Source organism: Clostridium sp. OM05-6BH (assembly GCF_003481635.1).
In the GTDB taxonomy this organism is placed as follows: Bacteria; Bacillota; Clostridia; order Lachnospirales; family Lachnospiraceae; genus Butyribacter.
Genome location: NZ_QULH01000005.1, coordinates 165,047 through 188,073, shown reverse-complemented (window position 1 = coordinate 188,073; position 23,027 = coordinate 165,047). Strand labels below are relative to the sequence as shown.

Here is a 23,027-nt window from a genome sequence, read left to right as displayed (position 1 = left end):
ACGCTCCTTGCTGTACGCTGGTCATTCCCAGCAATGTAAATTATACTGTATTTTTCTGTCGATTAAAATATATTTTTCAGTTTGTCATAGTCAATCAAATCTTTACTTCCGATCCTCTTGTCGAGCTCGGCTAAAAGCTGTTGATTGCATTCCTGTACCACCAACCGGATGTGATCCATAACATCATCTTCCTCCGGGGATATGCCTTTATTCCTGTGATAATAGATCACCGCTTCCCGGATGTAAGCACTTTTATTGTCTGCGCTTTCCAGAATGTTATAGACCAGTCTGTGCTTTGGATTATCCAGCCGGAGTAGCACCGGAATTCTGGCAGACTTGTCCTTATTATCCACTGCCACCACCTCCTGTATCACCGGCTTTACTGCCTGCTCCATAAAAATCATACATGACCTGATTGCTGATATCCAGTTCTCCCTGCGACTTCGCTTGGTAAAGTACCGTGAGCATATAGGCTTTGTGATTATGTACCTTTGTCACCTGCTTTTGATACTGCTCGATCGCATAATCAATATCCAATCGGTCCAGTTTCAAAAGCCTTGATTTTACAACAGCCGCCGGTTTGTCCTCTCCCATAACCCGGATAATCGGCTTCCTGGTGTTTAAAACATCATAAAGTACATCCTTTACCGTATTGAACTGCTTCTCCTTTCCGTGAGGAATATACCTTGCTTCCAGCTCATAGTGCTGCACAATGAACTGCATCGAATAATCTTCTCGGATCACCTCCTGATCCTGATATGGATTAAGATTAGGATTTAATATACCAGTCTTTATATCAGGATTTATATTATAGTCTTTATTATTGTTACCCCCATTTGCGTTGCTACCGTAAGCGTTATTACCGTTTGCGTTGTTACCGTTTGCGTTGTTACCGTTACCGTTGCTACCGAAAAGGGGGTAACGGTCATCTTTACCGTTAGTACCAAAAGGGGGGTAACGGTCATTTGTCTCTTTTTCTGCAGCCGGATCACTGTTATTTTCAGAAGAAGCCTGTTCATTCTCTTCTGCACATAAATCTGCCTGCTGTTTCCTTTCTGCCCGTGTCAGATTGTTACTGGAAATTTCTCCATTGCTGTTATGATATAGTGTATGCGGTCCCAGATCCGGCTCATCGAGCAGCTCATACTCCGCCTGCCACTTACCGTTATCCGGCATAAAGTGTACCTTTAAATATCCAAAATCTTTTAACTCCTTCCATGCACTGTCAAATGCTTTTTTTCCTTCTTTGGTCAGATTCCGGAAATCTTCTTTTGTCCATTTCTTATCCGGCATGGAGATATATGCCTGTATGACAAGATACAATCCTTTTGCTTTCAAAGAAATATTCACATCTCTGGTTATCTCATTTTGAACGACTGTAAATCCTTTTTTGCTTCGGAAGAAACCTTCTGCCATGTTATCACCTACCTGCCATCGACCGGTTGCTCCTCATCCGAAACGGATGAAAAATCACTGTCTTTATTTGCCGGTTTCTCCGCACTTTTCTTCTGTGCAAATTCAACCTCTTCTGTAATGATGCTGAAACCATAGACCTTGCTTCCCTCTTTGGTCGTATAGTTGTTATTCTGCACCCGTCCAATGACTAATACACGGGAGCCGCTGTGAAAATATCGCTCGACAAATTCCGCCTGCCTTCCAAAGGAAGTGCAGTGAAAGAAATCGGCATCGGCTTCTCCGTCACGCTTTGCCCGCCGATTTACCGCAAGGTCAAATTTGGTAATGACAACTTCACTTCCATCCTCTGCTGTCTTTCTCGTTGTTTTGGGATTTCTTGTCATATTTCCAAGTAAAATAATCTTATTCATTCTGTGCACTTCCTTTCTTTCGTTTCCATGTTTCTAACAGTTCAAAAATGATATTCATCATTTCCTCTTCTGTGGTTTCTTCCTCAAAATACTCTGACAGCCGTTCATTTTTCAGAGTAATTTCCTTTTTTCTCTTCTGCTTCTGTGCAGAAATAAGATAGCGTTCCAGCATCTCTGCATCCAATTTTCCATCCACACTGAGCTGCTTGATCGTATTTGCCTGTACCGCCGACAGTTTCTTTGGATACCGGCAGAGTGCTTCATAAACCATTCGCTGCTCTTCAGCCGTCAAAACTGATAAACTGACGCCCTGACCAAGTCCAAGCCGCTTATGATCGACTAATGCCAAAAGATCATCATTCAGCCTGGCAAGCCAGATGTATCTTTGAATCGACTTGTAATTCTCACCGCTTTCCTCCGACATCATCTTCAGGCTGTTTCCTGCTTTCCCCTGATTCTTCATGGCATCATACTTGATCTTATACGCCTTTGCTTTTTCACTTGGTCGGATATTTTCCCGCTGAATGTTAGAATCCACCATCACCATACTGGCTTCATCGTCGTTCAGCTCCTTTACAAAGACCGGCATGGTTTCCAAGCCAAGCACTTCACACACATGCTTCCTTGTATGTCCTGCAATGATCTCGTAACCGCCCTGTTCCCGTTTCCGTACAATTCCCGGCACCAGCACTCCATGCTCTCTGACACTCTCAATCATCTCTTCCAATTCTTCATCTGAACGGATCTGAAACGGGTGGTTATGAAACTCATGCAGCTCAGAAAGCGGTATCTCTTTCACATCGCCCGTTTCTGCAGTTTCCTCCACAACCTTGCCTCCAAAGAGGTCATCAAAACTCGTCAATTTCACATTTTTTAAAGCCTTTGTTCTACTCATGAGCGATTACCTCCTTCGTCAGTTCTTCATAAGCTTTTGCTACCGGATGCTTTTTATCCAGCGAAAAAATACTTACTCCAGCCGCTGATGTTTCAGAGGCTTTTACGGAAAACGGGATTTTGCTCTCGAAGATAGGAATGGAATCTCCGTAATACTCGTTTATCAGTTCCATAATGTCCTTCGCATAATTGGTCCTTGCATTCAGCATGGAGATCAATATCCCCTCAAACCGAATCGACGGATTCAGATGTTTCTTCACCCTGCAGATCGTTGTGATCAACTGCTCCAATCCTTTTACCGGCAGATAGGCTGCCTGTACCGGGATCAACACACTGTCCGCTGCAGTAAGGGAATTTACAGTTATCATTCCAAGACTCGGCATACAGTCGATAAGAATGTAGTCATAGAACTCCCTCATACTTTCCACATAAGTTTTCAAAACAAACTCCCTACTCATGGCATTCACAAGCGATACATCCACACCGGACAGATTGATGTTGCATGGCATAAGGTCAAGTCCCTCTTCGTGTTGAACAATCCCCTCTATCACATCCACATCCTTATCCATAATGATCTGCTCCATAATGTCAGGCAGTGCCACGTCCAGCTCATCCGGATTCATAATGCCAAGACTCTGTGACAGATTTCCCTGTGGATCTGCATCGATCACAAGCACCTTCTTTCCTTCTCTGACTAAACCTGCTCCAAGATTCACTGTTGTGGTGGTTTTGGACACGCCACCTTTTTGATTGCATATAGCGATTACTTTACACATAATTCTGACCCTCCGTATTTTTTTAATTTGTTACTACTGTTTTTTAACGATCCGCCGATACTGAACACACGCATGACAGTACTTTGGATTTTTTTGATTCGACTTAATATCAGACACCTCAATAATCTCATATTGCTTGTCCTTTTCTAATCTCTTGATCATGTGTCGAACTTCTTTTCTCGTATCTGAGATATTCAAAAATCCTATCTTCATCACCTCCAGATTTGCATATTGTATAAAATAAAAAATGGGAACAAATCCTAACCGTTTTTAACAATTAAGACTTATTCCCAAATTTTGCTTTCTCTTATTGCAAAACAAGGGAAAGCATTTCATAATACTTTCCCTTGCTGATAGTATGCATATTAGATATATACTTTAATGGTAATATCTTTAAATCTGTTGGCTTTCGTGTACTCATCACGCTGTGCCATAAAGGCTTTCACATCGTCACGAGTAACCGTTATATCACAACAGTGAACATACTGCTTATTATTTACTCTTTTCGGCGATTGCTGCCTGAGCTGCTGCCAAACGAGCGATCGGTACACGGAATGGTGAGCAAGATACATAGTCCAAACCAATCTTATGGCAGAACTCTACGGATGAAGGATCTCCACCGTGCTCTCCACAGATACCAACATGAAGCTTGTTGTTTACCGGCTTACCTAACTTGATAGCTGTCTCCATCAACTTACCAACACCAGTCTGGTCAAGCTTAGCAAATGGATCGTTCTCGAAGATCTTAGCATCATAGTAAGCATCTAAGAACTTACCAGCATCATCACGAGAGAATCCGTATGTCATCTGTGTCAAATCGTTAGTACCGAAGCAGAAGAAGTCTGCCTCTGCAGCGATCTCATCTGCAGTAAGTGCTGCACGAGGGATCTCGATCATTGTACCAACTTCATAGTCAAGCTTAACGCCTGCAGCAGCGATCTCAGCATCAGCTGTCTCTACTACTACCTTCTTAACATATTTCAACTCTTTTACTTCACATACAAGAGGAATCATGATCTCCGGCTTAACTGCCCAGTCAGCATGTGCTTTCTGAACTTCGATTGCTGCACGGATAACAGCCTTTGTCTGCATCTTAGCAATCTCAGGATATGTGACTGCAAGACGGCATCCACGATGACCCATCATTGGGTTGAACTCATGCAGGCTGTCGATGATAGCCTTGATCTCTTCTACGCTCTTGCCCTGTGCATCAGCAAGTTTCTTGATGTCAGCTTCCTCTGTAGGAACGAACTCATGCAAAGGTGGATCCAAGAAACGGATTGTTACAGGGTTACCCTCAAGTGCCTCATAAAGAGCCTTGAAGTCAGACTGCTGATATGGAAGAATCTTCTCCAATGCAGCTTCTCTCTCTTCTACAGTATCAGAGCAGATCATCTCACGGAATGCAGCAATTCTGTCTTCCTCGAAGAACATATGCTCTGTACGGCAAAGACCAATACCCTCAGCACCAAGCTCACGAGCTTTCTTAGCATCTGCAGGTGTATCAGCGTTTGTACGAACCTTCAATGTTCTGAACTTGTCAGCCCACTCCATAACGCGGCCAAACTCACCAGCGATCTGAGCATCTACAGTAGGAATCAAGCCTGCATAGATGTTACCTGTTGTACCATCGATAGAGATTTCAGATCCCTCTGTGAATGTCTGTCCAGCCAATGTGAACTTCTTGTTCTCCTCATCCATGTTGATATCGCCACAACCGGATACACAGCATGTACCCATACCACGAGCAACTACAGCTGCATGAGATGTCATACCACCACGAACTGTCAGGATACCCTGGGATGCCTTCATACCTGTAATATCTTCTGGAGAAGTCTCAAGACGAACTAATACGACTTTCTCTCCACGAGCGTTCCACTCTTCAGCATCTTCTGCTGTAAATACAACCTTACCGCAAGCAGCTCCAGGAGAAGCTCCTAAACCTTTTCCGATTGGTGTAGCAGACTTAAGTGCTGCAGCATCGAACTGTGGATGAAGCAGTGTATCCAAGTTACGAGGATCGATCATTGCTACTGCCTCTTCCTCTGTCTTATGTCCTTCATCTACTAAATCGCAAGCGATCTTCAAAGCAGCTGGAGCTGTTCTCTTACCATTACGGCACTGAAGCATGTAAAGCTTCTTGTTCTCGATCGTAAACTCCATATCCTGCATATCATGGTAGTGATTCTCAAGTGTCTCACATACCTCTAAGAATTTCTTATAAGCCTCTGGGAACTCCTGCTCCATCTGAGCGATTGGCATTGGAGTACGAACACCGGCTACTACATCTTCACCCTGTGCGTTCTTCAAGAACTCACCCATCAACTTGTTCTCACCTGTTGCAGGGTCACGAGTAAATGCAACACCTGTACCAGACTCATCGTTCAAGTTACCGAATACCATAGGCATTACGTTAACTGCTGTACCCCAAGAATAAGGGATATCGTTATCACGACGATATACATTTGCACGAGGGTTGTCCCATGAACGGAATACTGCCTCTACTGCTAATTTCATCTGCTCTACCGGATCAGATGGGAAATCTGTTCCTAACTGGTTCTTGTACTCAGCTTTGAACTGCTCAGCCAGCGTCTTAAGATCTGCTGCTGTCAACTCAACGTCGTACTGAACACCTTTCTCTTCTTTCATCTTGTCAATGAGCTGCTCGAAATATTTCTTACCAACTTCCATTACGACATCAGAGAACATCTGGATGAAACGTCTGTATGAATCATATACAAAACGCTCGAATGTTGGATCTGGGTTACCAGCGATCATGGATGCTACTACATCATCATTCAAACCAAGGTTAAGGATTGTATCCATCATACCAGGCATAGAAGCACGAGCACCGGAACGAACCGATACTAACAACGGATTCTGAGCGTCACCGAATTTCTTTCCGTTGATCTCTTCCATCTTCTTAACACCGTCCATGATCTGTGCCATGATCTCATCGTTGATCTTACGGCCATCCTCATAGTACTGTGTACATGCCTCAGTTGTAACAGTGAATCCCTGAGGGATTACGTCTGCACCAAGAATGCTTGTCATCTCAGCAAGGTTAGCACCCTTACCACCAAGCAAGTTACGCATAGTCATGTCGCCTTCGCTAAACATATAGACCCATTTGTTTGCCATTGTCAAGTTACCTCCTAATATAATATTTGTTGCGAATGGGCAGAATTTGCCCATAGTTCACTTTATCGCTACTGCTTAGTATAACATACTTGCTGTCATTATGAAAAGACCTTTTTTGATAAAATCCGTCTTTTTTTGTCTTTTTTCATAAAATTCTTATGATCTGTTGTTGTTTCACGTTTGCTCCCGTCTAATTTACGTTGGCTCCCGTCTAATTTATGTTTGCTCCCGTCTAATTCACGTTGGCTTCCGTCTAATTTATGTTTGCTCCCGTCTAATTCACGTTGGCTTCCGATTATTGCTCATCATCGTCTTCGAGATCGTCATGCATATATTCACGGTTCGTAACACGTTTTTTGTCACGGTTTTCTTCGATCAATTTAGAAAGCTGTTCCTTAACCTGTACCGGATTTTTGACGTTGACCAGATTAAAATTACCCATAGTCTTATCCGCTGATGATATTGCAATCGTTCCCATCCCAAAAATTTTCTGCAGCAGCGTGCGAGATAACGATATATCCAAAATACGATATAAACGCACCTCGTCCTCCACTGTTTTCAATAATCCTGTTGTCACAAACAAACGATCTTCTGTAAATGCATACTTTGTGAATGTCCAAGGCAGACCTAATGCATTGCGCTTACGCGCACTCCATAAATAGTTCATTCCTGTTTCTTCCATATTTTTTTTACTCCTCCTACTACTTAAAATAGTCATTCCCTTTTATGGTTTCCGGCTGTAAAACCACGCTGCGAATTGCGACGTCACCGGATACCTGCAACGTTAATTCGCATGTTTTATGCAGATCAACAGGAAGCTTCACTCCCTTGGTATACGCAGTATAAGGAACACATTTTCCATTTAAGTGTCTTGCCATTTCTGCTGCCTGCTCCGCTGAAGCACACTCTTCGCCAAGCTTTCCTGCTGCCTGCTCCGCTGAAACACACTCTTCGCCAAGCTTTCCTGCTGCCTGCTCCGCTGAAACACACTCTTCGCCAAGCTTTCCTGCTGCCTGCTCCGCTGAAACACACTCTTCGCCAAGCTTTCCTGCTGCCTGCTCCGCTGTTCCGAGTTCTTCCCCGGTATTTCGCCGCGTCAAGTGCGTTCCACTTTGGAATACTGCTATTTCCTGTCCATCAACTAATGCACGAACCACCCAAGGTGCTTTACGTTCCGGCCATTCCTGCACCGTCACACAAATTTCATTATTTTTTCCCGTTGGCAGCTCTGTGTCAGCAAACGTCAATGTCATTTCGCGATCTCGGCGATCCGGTGTGGCAAGGCTGACATCTCCTGCCGGAATCCATACATCTGTCCTTGACGCAATCGGATTTCCTTCAATCAGTTCCACATTTGACGATGTGTCGAAATACTCTGCATAAATCGGTTCTCCAGCGTGGCGAACACCACGGGTGACTCCCCGCAAAGAAATCTCCTGCCGCAGCGGCAGATTTGCGCTGGATGCCCCGGCATAGATTTCGTACATTCCGTCTTCCAATACCATTTCACGGCTGATGACATCGAAATATTTCATGCGATCCTGTGGGATATGGAACGTTACTGTACGCTTTTCTCCCGGTCTGATCTGCTTAACGCGCCTAAAATCAATAAGTTGTCTGTGCGGACGTTTGACAGCCGACTGCACTTTGTGTCCGTAAATCTGTACAACTTCGTCCGTAGTATGTCTTCCATTATTACTAATTGTTACATTGACAAACAATTCTGCCATGTCACGACTGACAGTCATCTTTTCATAGCGGATCTCTCCGTATGTTAAACCGTGCCCAAATGCGTAAACCGGCTTGCCGTTGTAGTACTGATAGGTACGTTCCCCTTGTATAATGTCATAATCATCAATATCCGGCAATTCTGCTTTTTCAGAATACCACGTCATTGGCAGACGTCCTGCCGGGCTTTCTTGACCAAACAATATATCTGCAAGTGCGTTGCCAATCTCCATGCTTCCGGTTGCACTGATCAGAATAGCCGGAACATTCTTTGCTGCCCAGTCCAAGGCAAATGGCACACTGCTTATCAGCACCAGCACAACATTTGGATTGACATCCGTGATCTCTTTGAGAAGGCGGCTCTGATATGGCGGTAAATTAAGATCTTTACGGTCAATCTCCTCTTTCCCGTTGATCATTGGATTTGCTCCCAGAACCAATACCACCTTGCCGGAACATGCCGCAAGCTTTTTGGCTTCCTGAAGCCCACTGCGTACCCGTTCGATCACGATCGGCAGTCCGGCGGTCTGCTCCACACTATGCTGATCCGTTGTACCGGCTACGCCGATGCGGTCATCTAGCACTTGATCCTTTCTCTTTGCTACGCTCAAACGCCCAAGTTCATCAAAGCAAAGTGCCGCTCCATTCCATGCACTAATGCTGACATCCGCACAAATACCATGCTGTTCTGTAATAGCAGCTTCTGCCGTCTGGACATTCGTAAGATGGAAAATTTCTTTAACAAACCACCCAAACGGCTCATCTTTGCTGGCTGTGACAAGTCCTTCCTGTCCTTTTGCAAAATCATCTTCCACAGTAAGCAACTTACCGTTCTCCACAAAACGGATCGTCACCTGCTCATCGTCCCAGCATTCCAATTCAAAGAGTGCCGCATGCTCGAAATCTGCACGACAAACTACACCGCCATTGTCTACGCCAAGATAGCTGCCATCTGCCATACCAATATGTGCCTGTAATGCCGCACGTTCAAATGCCACATTGCTCTGACTTCTTATTCCATCTAGCGGTGTGACGAAATACGGCGGTATTCCGGAATACCAGTCTTTGTACCATACGTCTGCCAATGGTCCGATCACTGCGATATCTTCTTCCGGGTCGAGTGGCAGCATTTGTTTATTTTGAAGAAGCACCATTCCCTCTGTCGCCATCTTTCGGCTGACTGCCTGATTTGCTTTGGTGCCAACATCTTTCATCCCTACGGATGCATAAGGATTCTCCCCTTTGGCATCAAAAAATCCCAAGCGGATCAGCGTTCCATAATGGCAGCGAAGTGCCGGCGTCAGATCATCTGGCGTGATCTTGCCATCTTCCAATGCCTCACGCACTGCATTCCAAACCATTTCTTCGCTGTCTGTGAAACAATCAATACCGGCAGCTAAGCCTCCTACGATCGTATCTGCATGTGTTGCATAGTAGTGATGGAAATCCACCGTCTGTGAAACATCTGCACCATCACATACGACATGATGCAGTCCCCACTGATCTTTTAGGATTCTTTGCACTTCCGGATTGAGCATTCCCGGCACGCCGTTAATCTCATTATATGCAGTCATCAACGCCTCTGCCCCATGCTCTTTGATCACCTGACGAAACGGTTCCAAATAATACTCCCATTTATTTCTTGGAGAAACGGTCGAAGACTTCCAAACACGCCCTTCCTCCACATTATTGGCATAAAAATGTTTCAAGGTTGCCGCCGTAAGCAGATATTGATCATCCTCTCCCTGCAACCCCTCGACATAGGCTCCTGCCATTTTTCCGGTCAGCAACGGATCCTCTCCATATGCTTCTTCCGTACGACCCCAACGTGGGTCGCGCTCCATATCGATCGTAGGTGCCCACACACTAAGAATGCCTTCGTGTTCTCTGGAATACAGTCCTCTCACCTCTGTTCCGACAACTTTTCCTGCTTTCCGGATCAACTCTTCATCAAACGAAGCACTCATGCCAATAGGATTTTGAAAAATCGTTGTGAGATCCGGCTCATGAACATCAAATTCTTGATCATGACGCGCCTGCACGCCATGTGCAGCTTCTCCACCTACTTGAAAGGCCGGAATGCCCAGCCGTTCGATCTCGGGATTGCCGGTTCCCATACTCTGTATCTTTTCCTCCAAGGTCATCTCTGACAACAAATAATCCAAGCGCTCCTCTATGGACAGTGAACTGTCCCACAGCGGCGTATCATAATACGTTTTACTCATAGCAAACCTCCGTTTCTTCTGTATCATACTTCGATATTTTCAAAAAAGGGCAGCGATACTTACGCTGCCCTTATATTTATCAGGACTTCGATCCATTCACCAAAACATCTTTAACGATAGTAGTCCTTAAAACTCAAATTTGTCTGCAAAATATGCCGGAAGATCTGCAATCTTCACGCGCTCCTGCTCCATCGTGTCACGGTCACGAACAGTAACTGCTCCATCTTCCTCTGAATCAAAATCATAAGTAATGCAGAATGGTGTTCCGATCTCATCCTGACGGCGATATCTCTTACCAATGTTTCCACGATCATCAAATTCGCAGTTATAAGTCTTAGAAAGCTCTTCATAAATCTTTGTCGCAGACTCGCTAAGCTTCTTAGAAAGCGGAAGTACACCGATCTTAACCGGTGCCAAAGCCGGATGGAAATGAAGTACTGTACGCACATCCGGTTTCTCCTCTGTACCGATATTTTCTTCATCGTATGCACCACACAAGAATGCCAGTACCACACGATCAGCACCCAATGATGGCTCAATAACATATGGAATATATTTCTCGCCCTTCGCATCATCAAAGTAAGACATATCCTCTTTGGATACATTCTGATGCTGTGTCAAGTCGTAATCCGTACGATCTGCGATACCCCAAAGCTCGCCCCATCCAAATGGGAACAGGAACTCAATATCGGTCGTTGCCTTACTATAGAAAGAAAGCTCCTCTTTCTCGTGATCTCTTACACGCATCTCTTCTTCTTTCATGCCAAGAGATTTCAGCCAGTTAATACAGAACTCTTTCCAATATGCAAACCACTCCAGATCCGTATCCGGCTCACAGAAGAACTCAAGCTCCATCTGCTCAAACTCACGTGTACGGAATGTAAAGTTACCCGGTGTGATCTCGTTACGGAAAGACTTTCCGATCTGTCCGATACCAAATGGGATCTTCTTGCGAGATGTACGCTGTACATTCTTAAAGTTTACGAAAATACCCTGTGCTGTCTCCGGGCGAAGATATACGGTATTCTTCGCATCCTCAGTAACGCCCTGGAATGTCTTAAACATCAAGTTGAACTGACGGATCTCCGTAAAGTTCTTCTTGCCACAGCTTGGGCAGCAAATTTCTTTCTCTTTGATGTAATTTTCCATCTGCTCATTGGACCATGCATCTACACTGCCTTCGATTGCAATGCCGTTATCTGCCATATAGTCCTCGATAACCTTATCTGCACGGAAACGCTCATGACACTCTTTACAATCCATCAACGGATCGGAGAAGCTTCCCAAATGACCGGATGCTACCCATGTCTGAGGATTCATCAGAATCGCGCAGTCAATACCTACATTGTAAGGATTTTCACGAATAAATTTCTTCCACCAAGCCTGCTTTACATTATTCTTAAGCTCAACGCCTAAGTTACCGTAATCCCATGTATTCGCAAGTCCGCCGTATATTTCTGAACCCGGATAAATAAATCCTCTTGCTTTTGCCAATGCCACAATCTTGTCCATAGTCTTTTCCATAATGAAACCTCTTTCCTGTATATTGCGTCATGCTCCCTCATGAATTCTGCCATCCGGCTTAATACACGGCAAGCACATTCTAATACAAAAATATACCATCTCAAGACAATTATTGCAAGTAAGAATCCATAGATCCTGCCCTCCTCCATCGTCAGATTGGCGTCTGACAGGATCATTTTCCCCTTAATCTGTAACGTCACATTCTGTTTAAGATTTATTTAAGAAATGCTTCTGATTTGAATTGATGTGGCAGATATCTGCCAAGATAACGTTTCATAAAATGTGTGAGTTCGCGCAAAACCTCCTCGGACACACCGAACGCATAAAGTTTGCTCCATTCACTGGTCAATATGTATTGCAGAGTATAGAGTGCATCGGAGCTTAACTGTATCGGATAGGCATCTTTTGTCGTCTTATCCTTGGCAGCGCATGCCGGACAAAGCAATCCCCCCGCTTGCAAATAAACGGTGTTGACTTCTTTCGTGCCGCAATGCAGACATTGAAATAATTCCACCATCTCGCCCTCGATCATCATAAGACGCAGCTCGTAGATAACGCGAACGAGTGGAAGTGTCATTTTGCCATGCATGACAGCGCGCAGTGTAACGTATAATAACATAAGCTCCCTAGAAGCTTCCACACCTTCTCTGGTGAAATATCGCGCCATTTCTCCAAAATAGGAACAATAACATAATGCATCGTAATCCTGTGCCAATTCTCCAAACTGCGTCTGAATGGAGCCACTCTGCAGGCGGTAAGAATCTCTGCCGGGATAGAGCGTAAAGGTACCAAAGGTAAAAAGAATCGTACAGGCAGACAGGGCGCTGTTTGGTCTTCTCGCGCCCTGTGCAAATGCCGATATTCTTCCTCGTTCTCTGGTGAGTATCTCTACCCGCCTATCGTACTCTTTCAGCGGTGATGTCTGTAAGATCATCCCCGTCACCGTTATCGTCTCCCGCATGTTTTGCTACCTCCTGTGGTGTCCCATTGTCGCCACGATCCCAGTCTCCTTCACCGGCGTTTCTCACACTGCCACTCCACATGACATTTTCGGCCACTGCCATCCCTAATGCACTGCCATCCATTATATTTCCGGCACTCATCTGTCCTGCTTGTCTGCAATATGCCAAATAATCTGCTACTTTTCCTGTTTCTTCAAATTGCTCCCATTGATCTTGGTACTTCATCTTCTCACCATGCCTTTCTTAAGTCTTTCTATTAGCATGGTGATTTCATGGGCTCTCTATTCTGGAAACTATTGCCGTCCCAAGAGATTTCGACTTGCTAATAAGTCGAAAAAAATCTCGTAATCACTCTTACATCGATCGAACTTTCTGCCTAAAGATCTTCGTAATCTGTCTTTCGATAGCCAAAATTTTTAATCAGGAAATCACTGTCTCGCCAATCTTTTTTGACTTTAACCCACAATTTTAGGTTCACTTTGCAGTCCAGCAAAGCTTCCATATCGGCACGCGCCTGTGATCCAATCTTTTTGAGCATGGCACCCTGTTTACCAATAATGATTCCCTTATGTGAATTGCGCTCGCATACGATCGTCGCATCGATATCAATAATACTGCCATTCGGACGCTCGTGCATCCGATCTATTGCAACGGCAATGCCATGTGGAATCTCATCGCTCAAATTGCGCAGTGCTTTCTCTCGGATCATTTCCGCAACAATCTGTCGCTCCGGCTGATCCGTAATCGTGTCCTCATCATAATATTGCGGCCCTGTGGGCAGATATTTCATCATTGCCTGCAACAGATCATCCGTATTTTCTCCTTTGAGCGCGGATACCGGAATAATTTCCGCAAAATCCACAATATCTTTGTATGCCGCAATGAATTTAAGAATTTCCGCTTTCTCAACGGTATCGATCTTATTAATGACCAAAAATACCGGCGTCTTTACGCTGCGCAACTGCTCGGCAATATGCTGCTCACCGGCACCAATAAACGTACTCGGCTCAACCAGCCACAGAATCACATCTACTTCTTTCAAAGTGCGTTCGGCAACGGACACCATGTATTCGCCCAGTTTATTTTTTGCCTTATGAATACCCGGTGTGTCCAAAAATATGATCTGCCCCTCATCGCACGTATAGACAGTCTGGATCCGATTGCGCGTTGTCTGTGGTTTGTTGGAGGTGATCGCGATTTTCTGTCCGATCAACCGATTCATCAATGTTGATTTTCCAACATTTGGTCTTCCGATCAAAGTAACAAACCCTGATTTATAATTGTTCATCTTGTCCTCTCTTTCTATGGTATGTACTTTCGGCAGCCTCTCAAAACGAGTCATTTCGGCTGTATTTCCGAACAGTTTCGCCTTTCAGCACACTGCTCCTGCTCTCTTAAGTTTCCCACTGCAACGACTCTATGCTCTCAAGCAAAGTTCTCTTATGCAATGGCTCTATGCTCTCAAGCAAAGCTCTCTTACTGCAATGGCTCTATGCTCTCAAACAGCTTCTCTTCCTCGGCAATTTTCTTCTCATTACCGATTACACAGATCACGCCATCACGGATCACTTCTCGCACAACGTCTGCTGTCTGTCGAATATCCTCTATATCGCAGTTAAGCACCTGATCGCGCTGTTTCTGCATCATTTCTTCGGTCACATTGGTCAAATATGCAGACAAAGAACGTTTTCCCTTCATATATGGTGTGAGCGGTGTATCAATACCACTGATCGTACCGATGATCGTTTTGGTTACTTCACGCTCTTTCGCATCATACTGTTCCAAATACTCTGCTGCATGGCGATACACCTCTAACGTTGCTGACAGATTTGGATCGCGGTATGATGTGAAATATCCCTCCCGCTCCCTGTTAAAGCGGCATCCTACACCGTAAGCGCCACCTTTCACCCGGACTTGATTCCAGAGATAATCGTAATTTAGCAAGTGACGCACTACCTGTAAAGCGCCGTTATTGACTTCTTTGACATTATCAAACTTGCCGGCGATCGCAACATACTGAATCTCTGCCGGTGTGGAAAACGCCTCCGAAACACGTTTTCGCTCACCACCAAATACAGACAAGACAGCGTTAGATGCTTTGCTATCCGCAGCTTGGAACGCATCAATGCGCTCTAAGAATGAACCGATCTCTTGCTCCAAAGCACGATACTCTTCTTCTCCACCCGTGATGGAGATCAACATATTATCTTTGCGAAGAAGCATATGCAGCAACTGTCTGCAGCCTGTGATCAATCGCTCCTTTTCTTCTTCAAAATGCTCATCTAACTGTACCAGATATTGATAATATCCCATACCAACCGCACGGTCGTTGACATAAGAACTCTCAGACACTGCTGCCATCGCTCTTCCCGCTGCCGCCTGATGTCCGCTCGCCATCAACTGCACTTTCAAACGGGAGCGGCTTTCTGCAACTACCTCACGAAGATGCTTTTCATCATCAAAAGAGGTATCAAATAACATCTCTTCGATCAGCCGCAGTGCATTCGCTAACTTGTCAGTAAGCACTTTTGTCGTTACTGAGAACTTCACACTATATACGTCACTCTTACCTGCCTCGCAGTATACTCCCACATCCGTGGAAATACCACCGGTATAAAAGTTGGTTTCCGTATCAAACTCGCGGTAATTGTGCTCTTTCGTATCCATATAACCTAACAATGTTGTCAAAAAGCTCATCTGCGGCATATAATCTTTGCACGCATCTGCATCAAACAACATTTGCAGATATACAATATTGTTGGTATGGATCTCATGATGCAAGGTCTGCACATCATGCAATTCTTTCATCGTATTATGCAGTGGCTGAATCGTCTTTTTGATGTCCTCTCTGGACAACATTGGGATCATTTCAAGCACTTCCTTTGGAGATGGCTCTTCCTGATAACGTTTCAGCGCTTTCGTCTGCTCGATCAACTGTGTGATCTGCTCCTCATTTAGAGAATCTTTATATTCCTGCAGTTTTTGAGCTGTTTCCTGCTCTAAGCGAATGGAAAGTCCCGGTTCCGGAATCATCTCCACCCACACTGCATGCTCATTGTCTAACAGATACTTCTGGATCAGTTGCTCATAATATCCGGTTCCGATCTGCTCTCTCAAAAAGGTATAGCAGCCCTCATACTGCAAAGCATCATACGGCATCTCATCGTCATAGAGCCATGTACGAAGCAGCTTCATTCCATACAGCAATCCCTTTGGATAAGAACCAAAATCCGCTTCTTTGTCTTTAAACTCCATACCGTTGATCGCCGCTTCCAAATCTTTGCGGTTGATCCCCTGATCTACCTGCTGCTGCAATGTTGCCCGTAGCACCTCTGCAAATTTATCACGCAGACCCGGTTTTGCGTTTTTGGTATAAACCGAAAAGGTACTTTGACGCATAATGTCGCAGAAATCCACGTCTACGTCTGTACCGATACCTGCATCCAATAATGCCTGCTTGAGCGGTGCGCCCGGCTGTTGTGCTAACACATAAGACAATACGTCGAACGCTTTGCACGTATTGACATCCAATGTAATGTCAAGCGCCGCACCATAAGCATAATAATGTTTCTCACTGCGATCTGCGTCCTGAGCCACTGCATATTTCTTTTCTAACACTTTGTGCTCAGCAAATGGCTTTTGCAGCGGGATCTGCGAATCGATCGTGATCGCCGGGAAATTGCTTAAGTAATTAGCGTCCATCCACTCTAAGTGCTCTGTGACATCCATATCTCCATAGAGATAGATATAGCTGTTGACCGGATGATAATACTGTCTATGAAAGTCCAGATAATCTTCATACGTCAGATTCGGAATGTCGCGCGGATCACCACCGGACTCATTGCCATACGTATTATCCGGGAATAAACTATTCATTACATAACGCTCTAACACGCTTTCTTCCGATGAAAATGCACCTTTCATCTCATTATATACAACACCATTATACGTAATGTCATCCTCCGGAGACTCTAATTCATAATGCCAGCCTTCCTGCTTAAAAATTTCCTCATGCTCGTATATATTTGGATAAAATACGGCGTCCATATATACATGCATCAGATTCTGAAAATCTTTGTCGTTGCAGCTTGCAATCGGATATAATGTCTTGTCCGGATAGGTCACGGCATTTAGGAATGTATTGAGCGAGCCCTTTACCAACTCTACAAAAGGGTCTTTGGCCGGGAAATGCTTGGATCCGCACAATACCGTATGCTCAATGATATGTGGAACGCCGGTCGAATCCTTTGGCGGTGTACGAAAACCAATACTGAATACTTTATTGTCATCCTCATTGCTGAATACCAAAATTCGCGCGCCACTCAAATTATGTTTTAACACCAACGCAAAACTGTCAAGCTCTTTCACATACTCTGCCTTCTGTAAAGTATACGCTTTCGGAATCTTAAAATCTTCTACTGTCTTTAATCTTGTCTCCATTCTAGTCCTCCATTAATTGTTCAAATTTGCCATATGCTTCCTGCCAAGCTTCCTGCTCCTGTGGCAAATACGTTTTCGTATCAAACGACGCTGCCAGTATATCACATTTTTGCTGTGCCGTGTCATAACAGCCGAGTGCCTTAAACTGTGCCATGACATTGCCAACGGCTGTGGCTTCGCTCGCCCCGGTAATTACCGGAATGCCAAGTGCATTTGCTGTATATTGATTTAACAACTCGTTCTGCACGCCACCGCCTACAATATATAACTTTTCTTCCCACGTAATATATGGTTTCAGGGACAAATACGTCTGCTTGTATTTAAGTGCCAGGCTCTCCAAAATGCAGCGAACCAAGGCACCATCTGTCTGCGGTACCGGCTGTCCGGTCTGCTTACAGTATTCCCGAATCTTAGTCGGATAGTCTCCCGGCTGCATAAAATCATCCGGTCTTATAAAGCTTTGCAACGGCTTCTCCTTGGCCGCAAGTTCTGCCAGCTGCGGAAATGTATACTCTCTGCCTTCTGCCGCGAAATTACGTCTGATCTCCTGCTGCATCCACAAGCCGATAATATTTACCGTTGGACGATAACCGCCATCGCTCGTTCCCTCATTGGAGATCTTGTCGCGTATAATGTTATCCCCTGTAAGCATCGTCTTCGAGGAAATACCCATCAAAGACCATGTGCCGCTGGACAAAAATGTATACTGTTCTTCCTCTGCCGGAACCGCCGCCACCGCACACGCAGTATCGTGTCCCGGTGCGGATATAATGTGCAGATCCTGCTGTTTTGTCTCTTTCGCAACATCTGTACGCAGAGTTCCCAGATCCCGCCCTGCAAGATCCACCTCTGTAAACCAGCCCGGATCAAACTGCAGTTTGTCGAGCAATGGCTTTGCCCAGCATTTTTGCTCCATATTATAGAGCTGTGATGTCGAGGCAATTGAATATTCCGTATGTTTCACACCGGAAAATAAATATTCGATCAGGTTCGGCATCATTAGGATCGTGTCCGTCTGTTCTAAGATGGAAGGCATGTGCTTCTTCATATAATATAATTTATAAATCGTATTATATGCCAAACTGGCAATTCCGGTCTGTCCAAATGCATATTTTTCGCCATCCAAAACAGCCGCTTCCAGTGCACCGATCGTTGACTCTCCGGTCTGTCCATTTGGATGCAGTGCGATCAGTGCCTCCCTCATATTGGCGTCATCCAGTCCCGGATCGCGGTAACTGCCCGGCATAGCAAGCAGATCTCCTTCCCGCGACAAAAAGCCACAATCCACGCCCCAAGTGTCAAAGCCGACACCGGACAGATCTTTGCCGCTTTTACGCAGTCCATTCTTCATCTCATCCATTAAATGCAGTAAATTCCAGTAGGCATGACCGTTTAACATGCTGAAATTATGCGGAAAACGGTGGACCTCCTCCAAGGTGATCTTCTCACCGTCAAACCGTGCCAGCATACCACGCCCGCTACTTGCCCCAAGATCAAACGCCAATACATTTTTTGTCATATTTTCTGTCCTCCATGATCATAACTCTTCATCCATAGGATAACACTATCAAAGTTCTATCTGCATCAACCGTCTATACATGATTAAACTCACGTACATACTTTACAAATTCATGCTCCGGTAACGGTTTTGAATAATAATATCCCTGTAGATAATCCCCCTGCAGCCGCCTAAATATTTCAATATGTTCTTCCGTCTCAATTCCCTCTGCAATAACTTTCTTACCCTCATTTTTGATAACCGGCATCAGATCATCCAAAAACTGATTGCCGCCTTCGCCATAAGACCATACCAGACTTTTATCAATCTTTACATAGTCGATTGGCAGCTCCAAAATACTCAAAAGAGTAGAACAGCCTGTTCCGAAATCGTCTAATGCCACCTGCATGCCAAACTTTCGAAGCCTGTCTAACGTACGCTCTACCGCCTGAGGAGCCTGAAATTCACTCTCTGTAATCTCCAAATGGATCCGTTCCACCGGAATATCGTATTCCGCGGCAATCTTAACAAAATCCTCTGTCAACCGCTCGTACTGACATTGTCCCGGTGAAATATTAACATTCATATATTCGATCCCATAATCAAAAATATGATTTTGACTGGCAAAAATACAGGCACGTCGGAAGATCAGCTCACCCAATTTCAAAATACAGTGATTCTCTTCCGCAACATGAATGAAATATTCCGGATTGATAAAGTTGCCTTCCTGATCTTTCATTCTGCTAAGCACCTCTAGCGAAGTGATCTTATCCTGTTCCAATGAATATACCGGCTGCATATGAATTTCCATTCTTTGATCTAAGATAGCTTCTTCAATATAACGCAGCACTTCTCTCTGTCGTTCGGTTTCTGTCATAATATCATAACGCAGAGTGATCAACTCTCCCTGTTTATGATGCGACTTGTGATCAGACCTTGCATAGTGGATCCATTGCACTAATTTTTCAAAAGACGTATCATCGCCTTCATATGCCAACAAATAGTAGCAATAGTTCGTTTTGATCACTTCATCCTCAATCTCCCACCGTTTTGGCAGATAGGATAAAAAGAGTTCATGCAGACGCTTGATCTGCTCTTTGTCTCGACAATGGACTGCAAAGGTCGAGGCACCAATGCGATACACCGTTGCCTCCCGCTTTGTCCCTGTATCACGCAGTATTTCAGATATATTACTTCTTACCTGAGCCAGATTCTCATACTGATGTATACGCAGCAAAGAATTGTATTCGTTAATACGAACCAGCAAAAAATTGGCCGGCTCCCGGTATTGTACGCATTCCCGCAATATGTCAAAAAAGGCTGTCTGGTTAAATGCCCAAGTTAAACGATCCATGTAGTAATCCGGACTCTGGAACAACAAAAAATACGCGAAGATGATAGCTGCCAAGATGGGATACACAAAGCGACAGCTAAAGATTCCCATGTGCTGTACCCCAATTGCTCCAACAAACACTATATTACAGAGCAAAAAGAAACCTTTCTTCTGCTTGCCCATCTTTTTTTCATGCAAGAGCAGATAGATCATGGCACTCACCACATACACTACCGTGATTCCTTCGGTGATACCGGAAACCGAAATCCCATGAAAAACATACTTTCCATTGCTCCAAGAATTATTCTGTAAAAATGGAAGTACAAAGCAAACCGCAGCAAGCACCACCATCAAAATGCTCATTGAAAATATTTGCTTATTATGATAGTTCGTCAGATACGCCAAACTCAAGAAATACAGTACGTATACTGCGATCAACAGATAATAAATACTGCCATCTAACGCATTGCATAAACGTTGTGTATGTACACTGCATGTTATCATTCCGCTATTGATCATACCACAGAGCCCATCAATAAGATTTCCGACGATCAACAGACATACATTACATAAAAACAGATTGTTGGAACGCGTGCGCAGTCTCTTTTTGCCGACAATACAGCACAAAAGCAAGATCATTAACAACGAAGCTCCGATCTCATAATGCACATTATAAGGTATCATTTTCATAATGTACATCCCCTCCTCTCCGTCTGAGCCAGTCAATCAACTCATCTTCTTGCATATACGGAGTCATCGACTCACCCTGCACGCCTGTCACGCCCATCTCCCGAAACGTACCAAGCGGCATACTGTAATCTACGCCATCCAGAAAAATCTGCCAATTCTGTCTACGCAGCATATGTACCAGATGCTTTAGCTCCATCTGACGATCCTGCATAAAACGTTTTGTCATGTTTTGATGAAACTTTGCCATGTCAAACGGCAGCGCTAACATATCTTTAAGGTTGCACACATTCATACCGAATTGATCCAACAATACAACAAATCCCTTATCGCGCAAATACTGAATATTTTCCTTCAGAATATTTTCCGGCAACGCCTGATCGACATTAATCTCAATAACTAACTGCTCCGGACGTATCTGATGAAACAGCAATATATCGCAATACTGTTCGATCATTTCCTGTGAACTGATCTGCATCGTTGTCATACTAATATGAAGATGCCTGATACCCTGTTCAAAAATATAATGTTTCACAGCAAATCCTATCACCCGCTCCAAGCAGTACAATGTAATTCGATTGCCATTGCCATTTTTCTCGGCAAGTCTCCATATATCACTTTCTTCCAAATAGACTCCGTCCGGCATAGCAAGCATAACCTTGATTGCCAGTCCGGCAACTTCTCCTGCCTCCGTGTCATAGATCGGCTGAAAGCGGAATAAAAACTCATCTCCGTTTGTCATCTCGTTCAATCTGCTGACAGCTGACAATTCTCTCTGTAATAAAATCTTAATATCACCCTCGTAACAAAGTACCTCCTCTGAAATAGACCGTTCTAATATCACACGCCGCAGTCCTTCCATGATCCGGTAAAAATCACCGGCATTATACTCCGCATCGATGAACTGTATCATATAAAGCCCGTAGCTGACAGGAATATTTTGTCCGTTGATCCGAAGTACCTTCGGCATACTCTGCAGCAAAGAACGACCTGCTTCCCACGCCTTACTATACGTTTTGAATACTACAACATACTCGGAATTATGGAATTTATACACACCACGTGCTTTCGTTGTGCTTTGCAAATAGGAAGCAATACGATTATGAACTATCGACAACTCTTGCTCTGAACACATATTCATCATACTGGACAGATTACGGATATTAACCGATACACAAGCAAAATTATCCTGATATCTTTCGTACTCTTCAACAACTTTCCGAAAGCCGATACGGGAAAAACAGCGCATATTCTGTTCCAAATGCTGATCCGACATATGCATTGTAACATAGTACACAATAACGAGCAGTGACAAAATAAAGTAAGTAAGTCTCCAGCGCGTAGGTGTCATATATTGAAAATACATCGTTACCATAATGATCGGAACAGTCCATGTAAGAATAAGAAACTGATCTTTTGCAATCTTATGACGATATCGATAGAGGAAATATGCATCAGCCAGCATAAGTATTTCTGCACAGATCAATAACACTACCATGCCATAATGAATCTGGTATTGTCCTTTATGTAGCCCATTATATTCAAAAAAGAAATGTGTCCATGGATTAGACAATAACGCAATATCAACCAACAGGTCAAGCACTAAAAACACTACACTGATGCCTTGATAAAATACATTGGCACATCCGAGCGTATTTAGTGTGTATTTATAAAACACCAGGCAAACCTGATATAGGCTGAGATTTACCACAGTGGCAACTACAGTTGCCATAAATAGAGCATTGCTGCCTACAACATATACACACGAACGTCCTATAAGATCCACGATCACCGTACAGATCGTCATGATCACCAGTAAATTAAACGTTCGGTTTCTCTTGATATCCAGCCATTTGTGACACGTATAGGACACCAAAATAAGTGCCAGTATCACGATCGACATCACCTCATAAGAAATTACATAATCCATCTTATTCTCCCATGCCCCTCATCGTCCGGAAACTCCGGACAATGAGTCGCTACATTTCCATCA

The 23,027-nt window shown here is 44.2% G+C and carries 17 protein-coding genes; all 17 read right to left on the bottom strand.

Going from position 1 to position 23,027, the window contains the following annotated elements; genetic code table 11:
- Positions 1 to 62: 62 nt before the first annotated feature.
- The 17 genes from DXB73_RS07015 to DXB73_RS06930 all read right to left on the bottom strand — a co-directional run bounded on the left by DXB73_RS07015 (position 63) and on the right by DXB73_RS06930 (position 22,964).
- Positions 63 to 353 carry a hypothetical protein gene (locus tag DXB73_RS07015; RefSeq protein WP_118690591.1) on the bottom strand — a complete coding sequence of 97 codons (291 nt, stop codon included), beginning with the start codon at positions 351 to 353 and terminating at the stop codon, positions 63 to 65.
- The gene (locus tag DXB73_RS07010) at positions 346 to 1,416 is read right to left on the bottom strand and encodes a DUF6017 domain-containing protein (RefSeq protein WP_118690590.1); all 1,071 of its coding nucleotides are present in this window, start codon (positions 1,414 to 1,416) and stop codon (positions 346 to 348) included. Before DXB73_RS07010 ends, DXB73_RS07015 begins: the two co-directional genes overlap by 8 nt.
- 8 nt (positions 1,417 to 1,424) lie before the next feature.
- Positions 1,425 to 1,826 (bottom strand): single-stranded DNA-binding protein, encoded by a 402-nt coding sequence (locus tag DXB73_RS07005; protein WP_118443038.1) that lies wholly within the window; start codon positions 1,824 to 1,826, stop codon positions 1,425 to 1,427.
- Positions 1,819 to 2,721: a ParB/RepB/Spo0J family partition protein gene (locus DXB73_RS07000; RefSeq protein WP_118443037.1), complete on the bottom strand. Its 903-nt coding sequence runs from the start codon at positions 2,719 to 2,721 to the stop codon at positions 1,819 to 1,821. Before DXB73_RS07000 ends, DXB73_RS07005 begins: the two co-directional genes overlap by 8 nt.
- A complete protein-coding gene (locus DXB73_RS06995) occupies positions 2,714 to 3,496 on the bottom strand; it encodes an AAA family ATPase (RefSeq protein WP_118690589.1) in 783 nt (260 codons plus the stop codon). The genes DXB73_RS07000 and DXB73_RS06995 overlap by 8 nt, the downstream gene beginning before the upstream one ends.
- Positions 3,497 to 3,529: 33 nt before the next feature.
- Positions 3,530 to 3,709 carry a hypothetical protein gene (locus DXB73_RS06990; RefSeq protein WP_118443035.1) on the bottom strand — a complete coding sequence of 60 codons (180 nt, stop codon included), beginning with the start codon at positions 3,707 to 3,709 and terminating at the stop codon, positions 3,530 to 3,532.
- A gap of 279 nt (positions 3,710 to 3,988) precedes the next feature.
- On the bottom strand, positions 3,989 to 6,637 hold the full coding sequence (gene ppdK, locus DXB73_RS06980) for a pyruvate, phosphate dikinase (protein ID WP_118690587.1): 2,649 nt from the start codon (positions 6,635 to 6,637) through the stop codon (positions 3,989 to 3,991).
- Between the two features lie 295 nt (positions 6,638 to 6,932).
- Positions 6,933 to 7,319, bottom strand: a complete 387-nt coding sequence (locus DXB73_RS06975; RefSeq protein ID WP_022025309.1) for a PH domain-containing protein — start codon at positions 7,317 to 7,319, stop codon at positions 6,933 to 6,935.
- A gap of 19 nt (positions 7,320 to 7,338) precedes the next feature.
- The gene (locus DXB73_RS06970) at positions 7,339 to 10,590 is read right to left on the bottom strand and encodes a glycoside hydrolase family 3 C-terminal domain-containing protein (RefSeq protein ID WP_182448505.1); all 3,252 of its coding nucleotides are present in this window, start codon (positions 10,588 to 10,590) and stop codon (positions 7,339 to 7,341) included.
- 126 nt (positions 10,591 to 10,716) lie between these two features.
- Positions 10,717 to 12,114, bottom strand: coding sequence for a glycine--tRNA ligase (locus DXB73_RS06965; protein WP_118507838.1), 1,398 nt, complete (start codon positions 12,112 to 12,114; stop codon positions 10,717 to 10,719).
- A 214-nt stretch (positions 12,115 to 12,328) separates the two neighbouring features.
- A complete protein-coding gene (recO, locus tag DXB73_RS06960; protein WP_118690585.1) occupies positions 12,329 to 13,075 on the bottom strand; it encodes a DNA repair protein RecO in 747 nt (248 codons plus the stop codon).
- Entirely contained in the window at positions 13,011 to 13,301 is a 291-nt protein-coding gene (locus DXB73_RS06955; RefSeq protein ID WP_118690584.1) for a hypothetical protein, read from the bottom strand. Before DXB73_RS06955 ends, recO begins: the two co-directional genes overlap by 65 nt.
- Positions 13,302 to 13,452: 151 nt before the next feature.
- Positions 13,453 to 14,364 (bottom strand): GTPase Era, encoded by a 912-nt coding sequence (era, locus tag DXB73_RS06950; RefSeq protein ID WP_118690583.1) that lies wholly within the window; start codon positions 14,362 to 14,364, stop codon positions 13,453 to 13,455.
- Positions 14,365 to 14,552: 188 nt separating this feature from the next.
- Positions 14,553 to 17,516: an insulinase family protein gene (locus tag DXB73_RS06945; protein ID WP_118690582.1), complete on the bottom strand. Its 2,964-nt coding sequence runs from the start codon at positions 17,514 to 17,516 to the stop codon at positions 14,553 to 14,555.
- A 1-nt stretch (position 17,517) separates the two neighbouring features.
- The gene (locus tag DXB73_RS06940; RefSeq protein ID WP_118690581.1) at positions 17,518 to 19,035 is read right to left on the bottom strand and encodes a rhamnulokinase family protein; all 1,518 of its coding nucleotides are present in this window, start codon (positions 19,033 to 19,035) and stop codon (positions 17,518 to 17,520) included.
- A 73-nt stretch (positions 19,036 to 19,108) separates the two neighbouring features.
- Positions 19,109 to 21,037: an EAL domain-containing protein gene (locus DXB73_RS06935; protein ID WP_182448199.1), complete on the bottom strand. Its 1,929-nt coding sequence runs from the start codon at positions 21,035 to 21,037 to the stop codon at positions 19,109 to 19,111.
- The gene (locus DXB73_RS06930) at positions 21,018 to 22,964 is read right to left on the bottom strand and encodes an EAL domain-containing protein (RefSeq protein ID WP_118690579.1); all 1,947 of its coding nucleotides are present in this window, start codon (positions 22,962 to 22,964) and stop codon (positions 21,018 to 21,020) included. Before DXB73_RS06930 ends, DXB73_RS06935 begins: the two co-directional genes overlap by 20 nt.
- Positions 22,965 to 23,027: the final 63 nt, after the last annotated feature.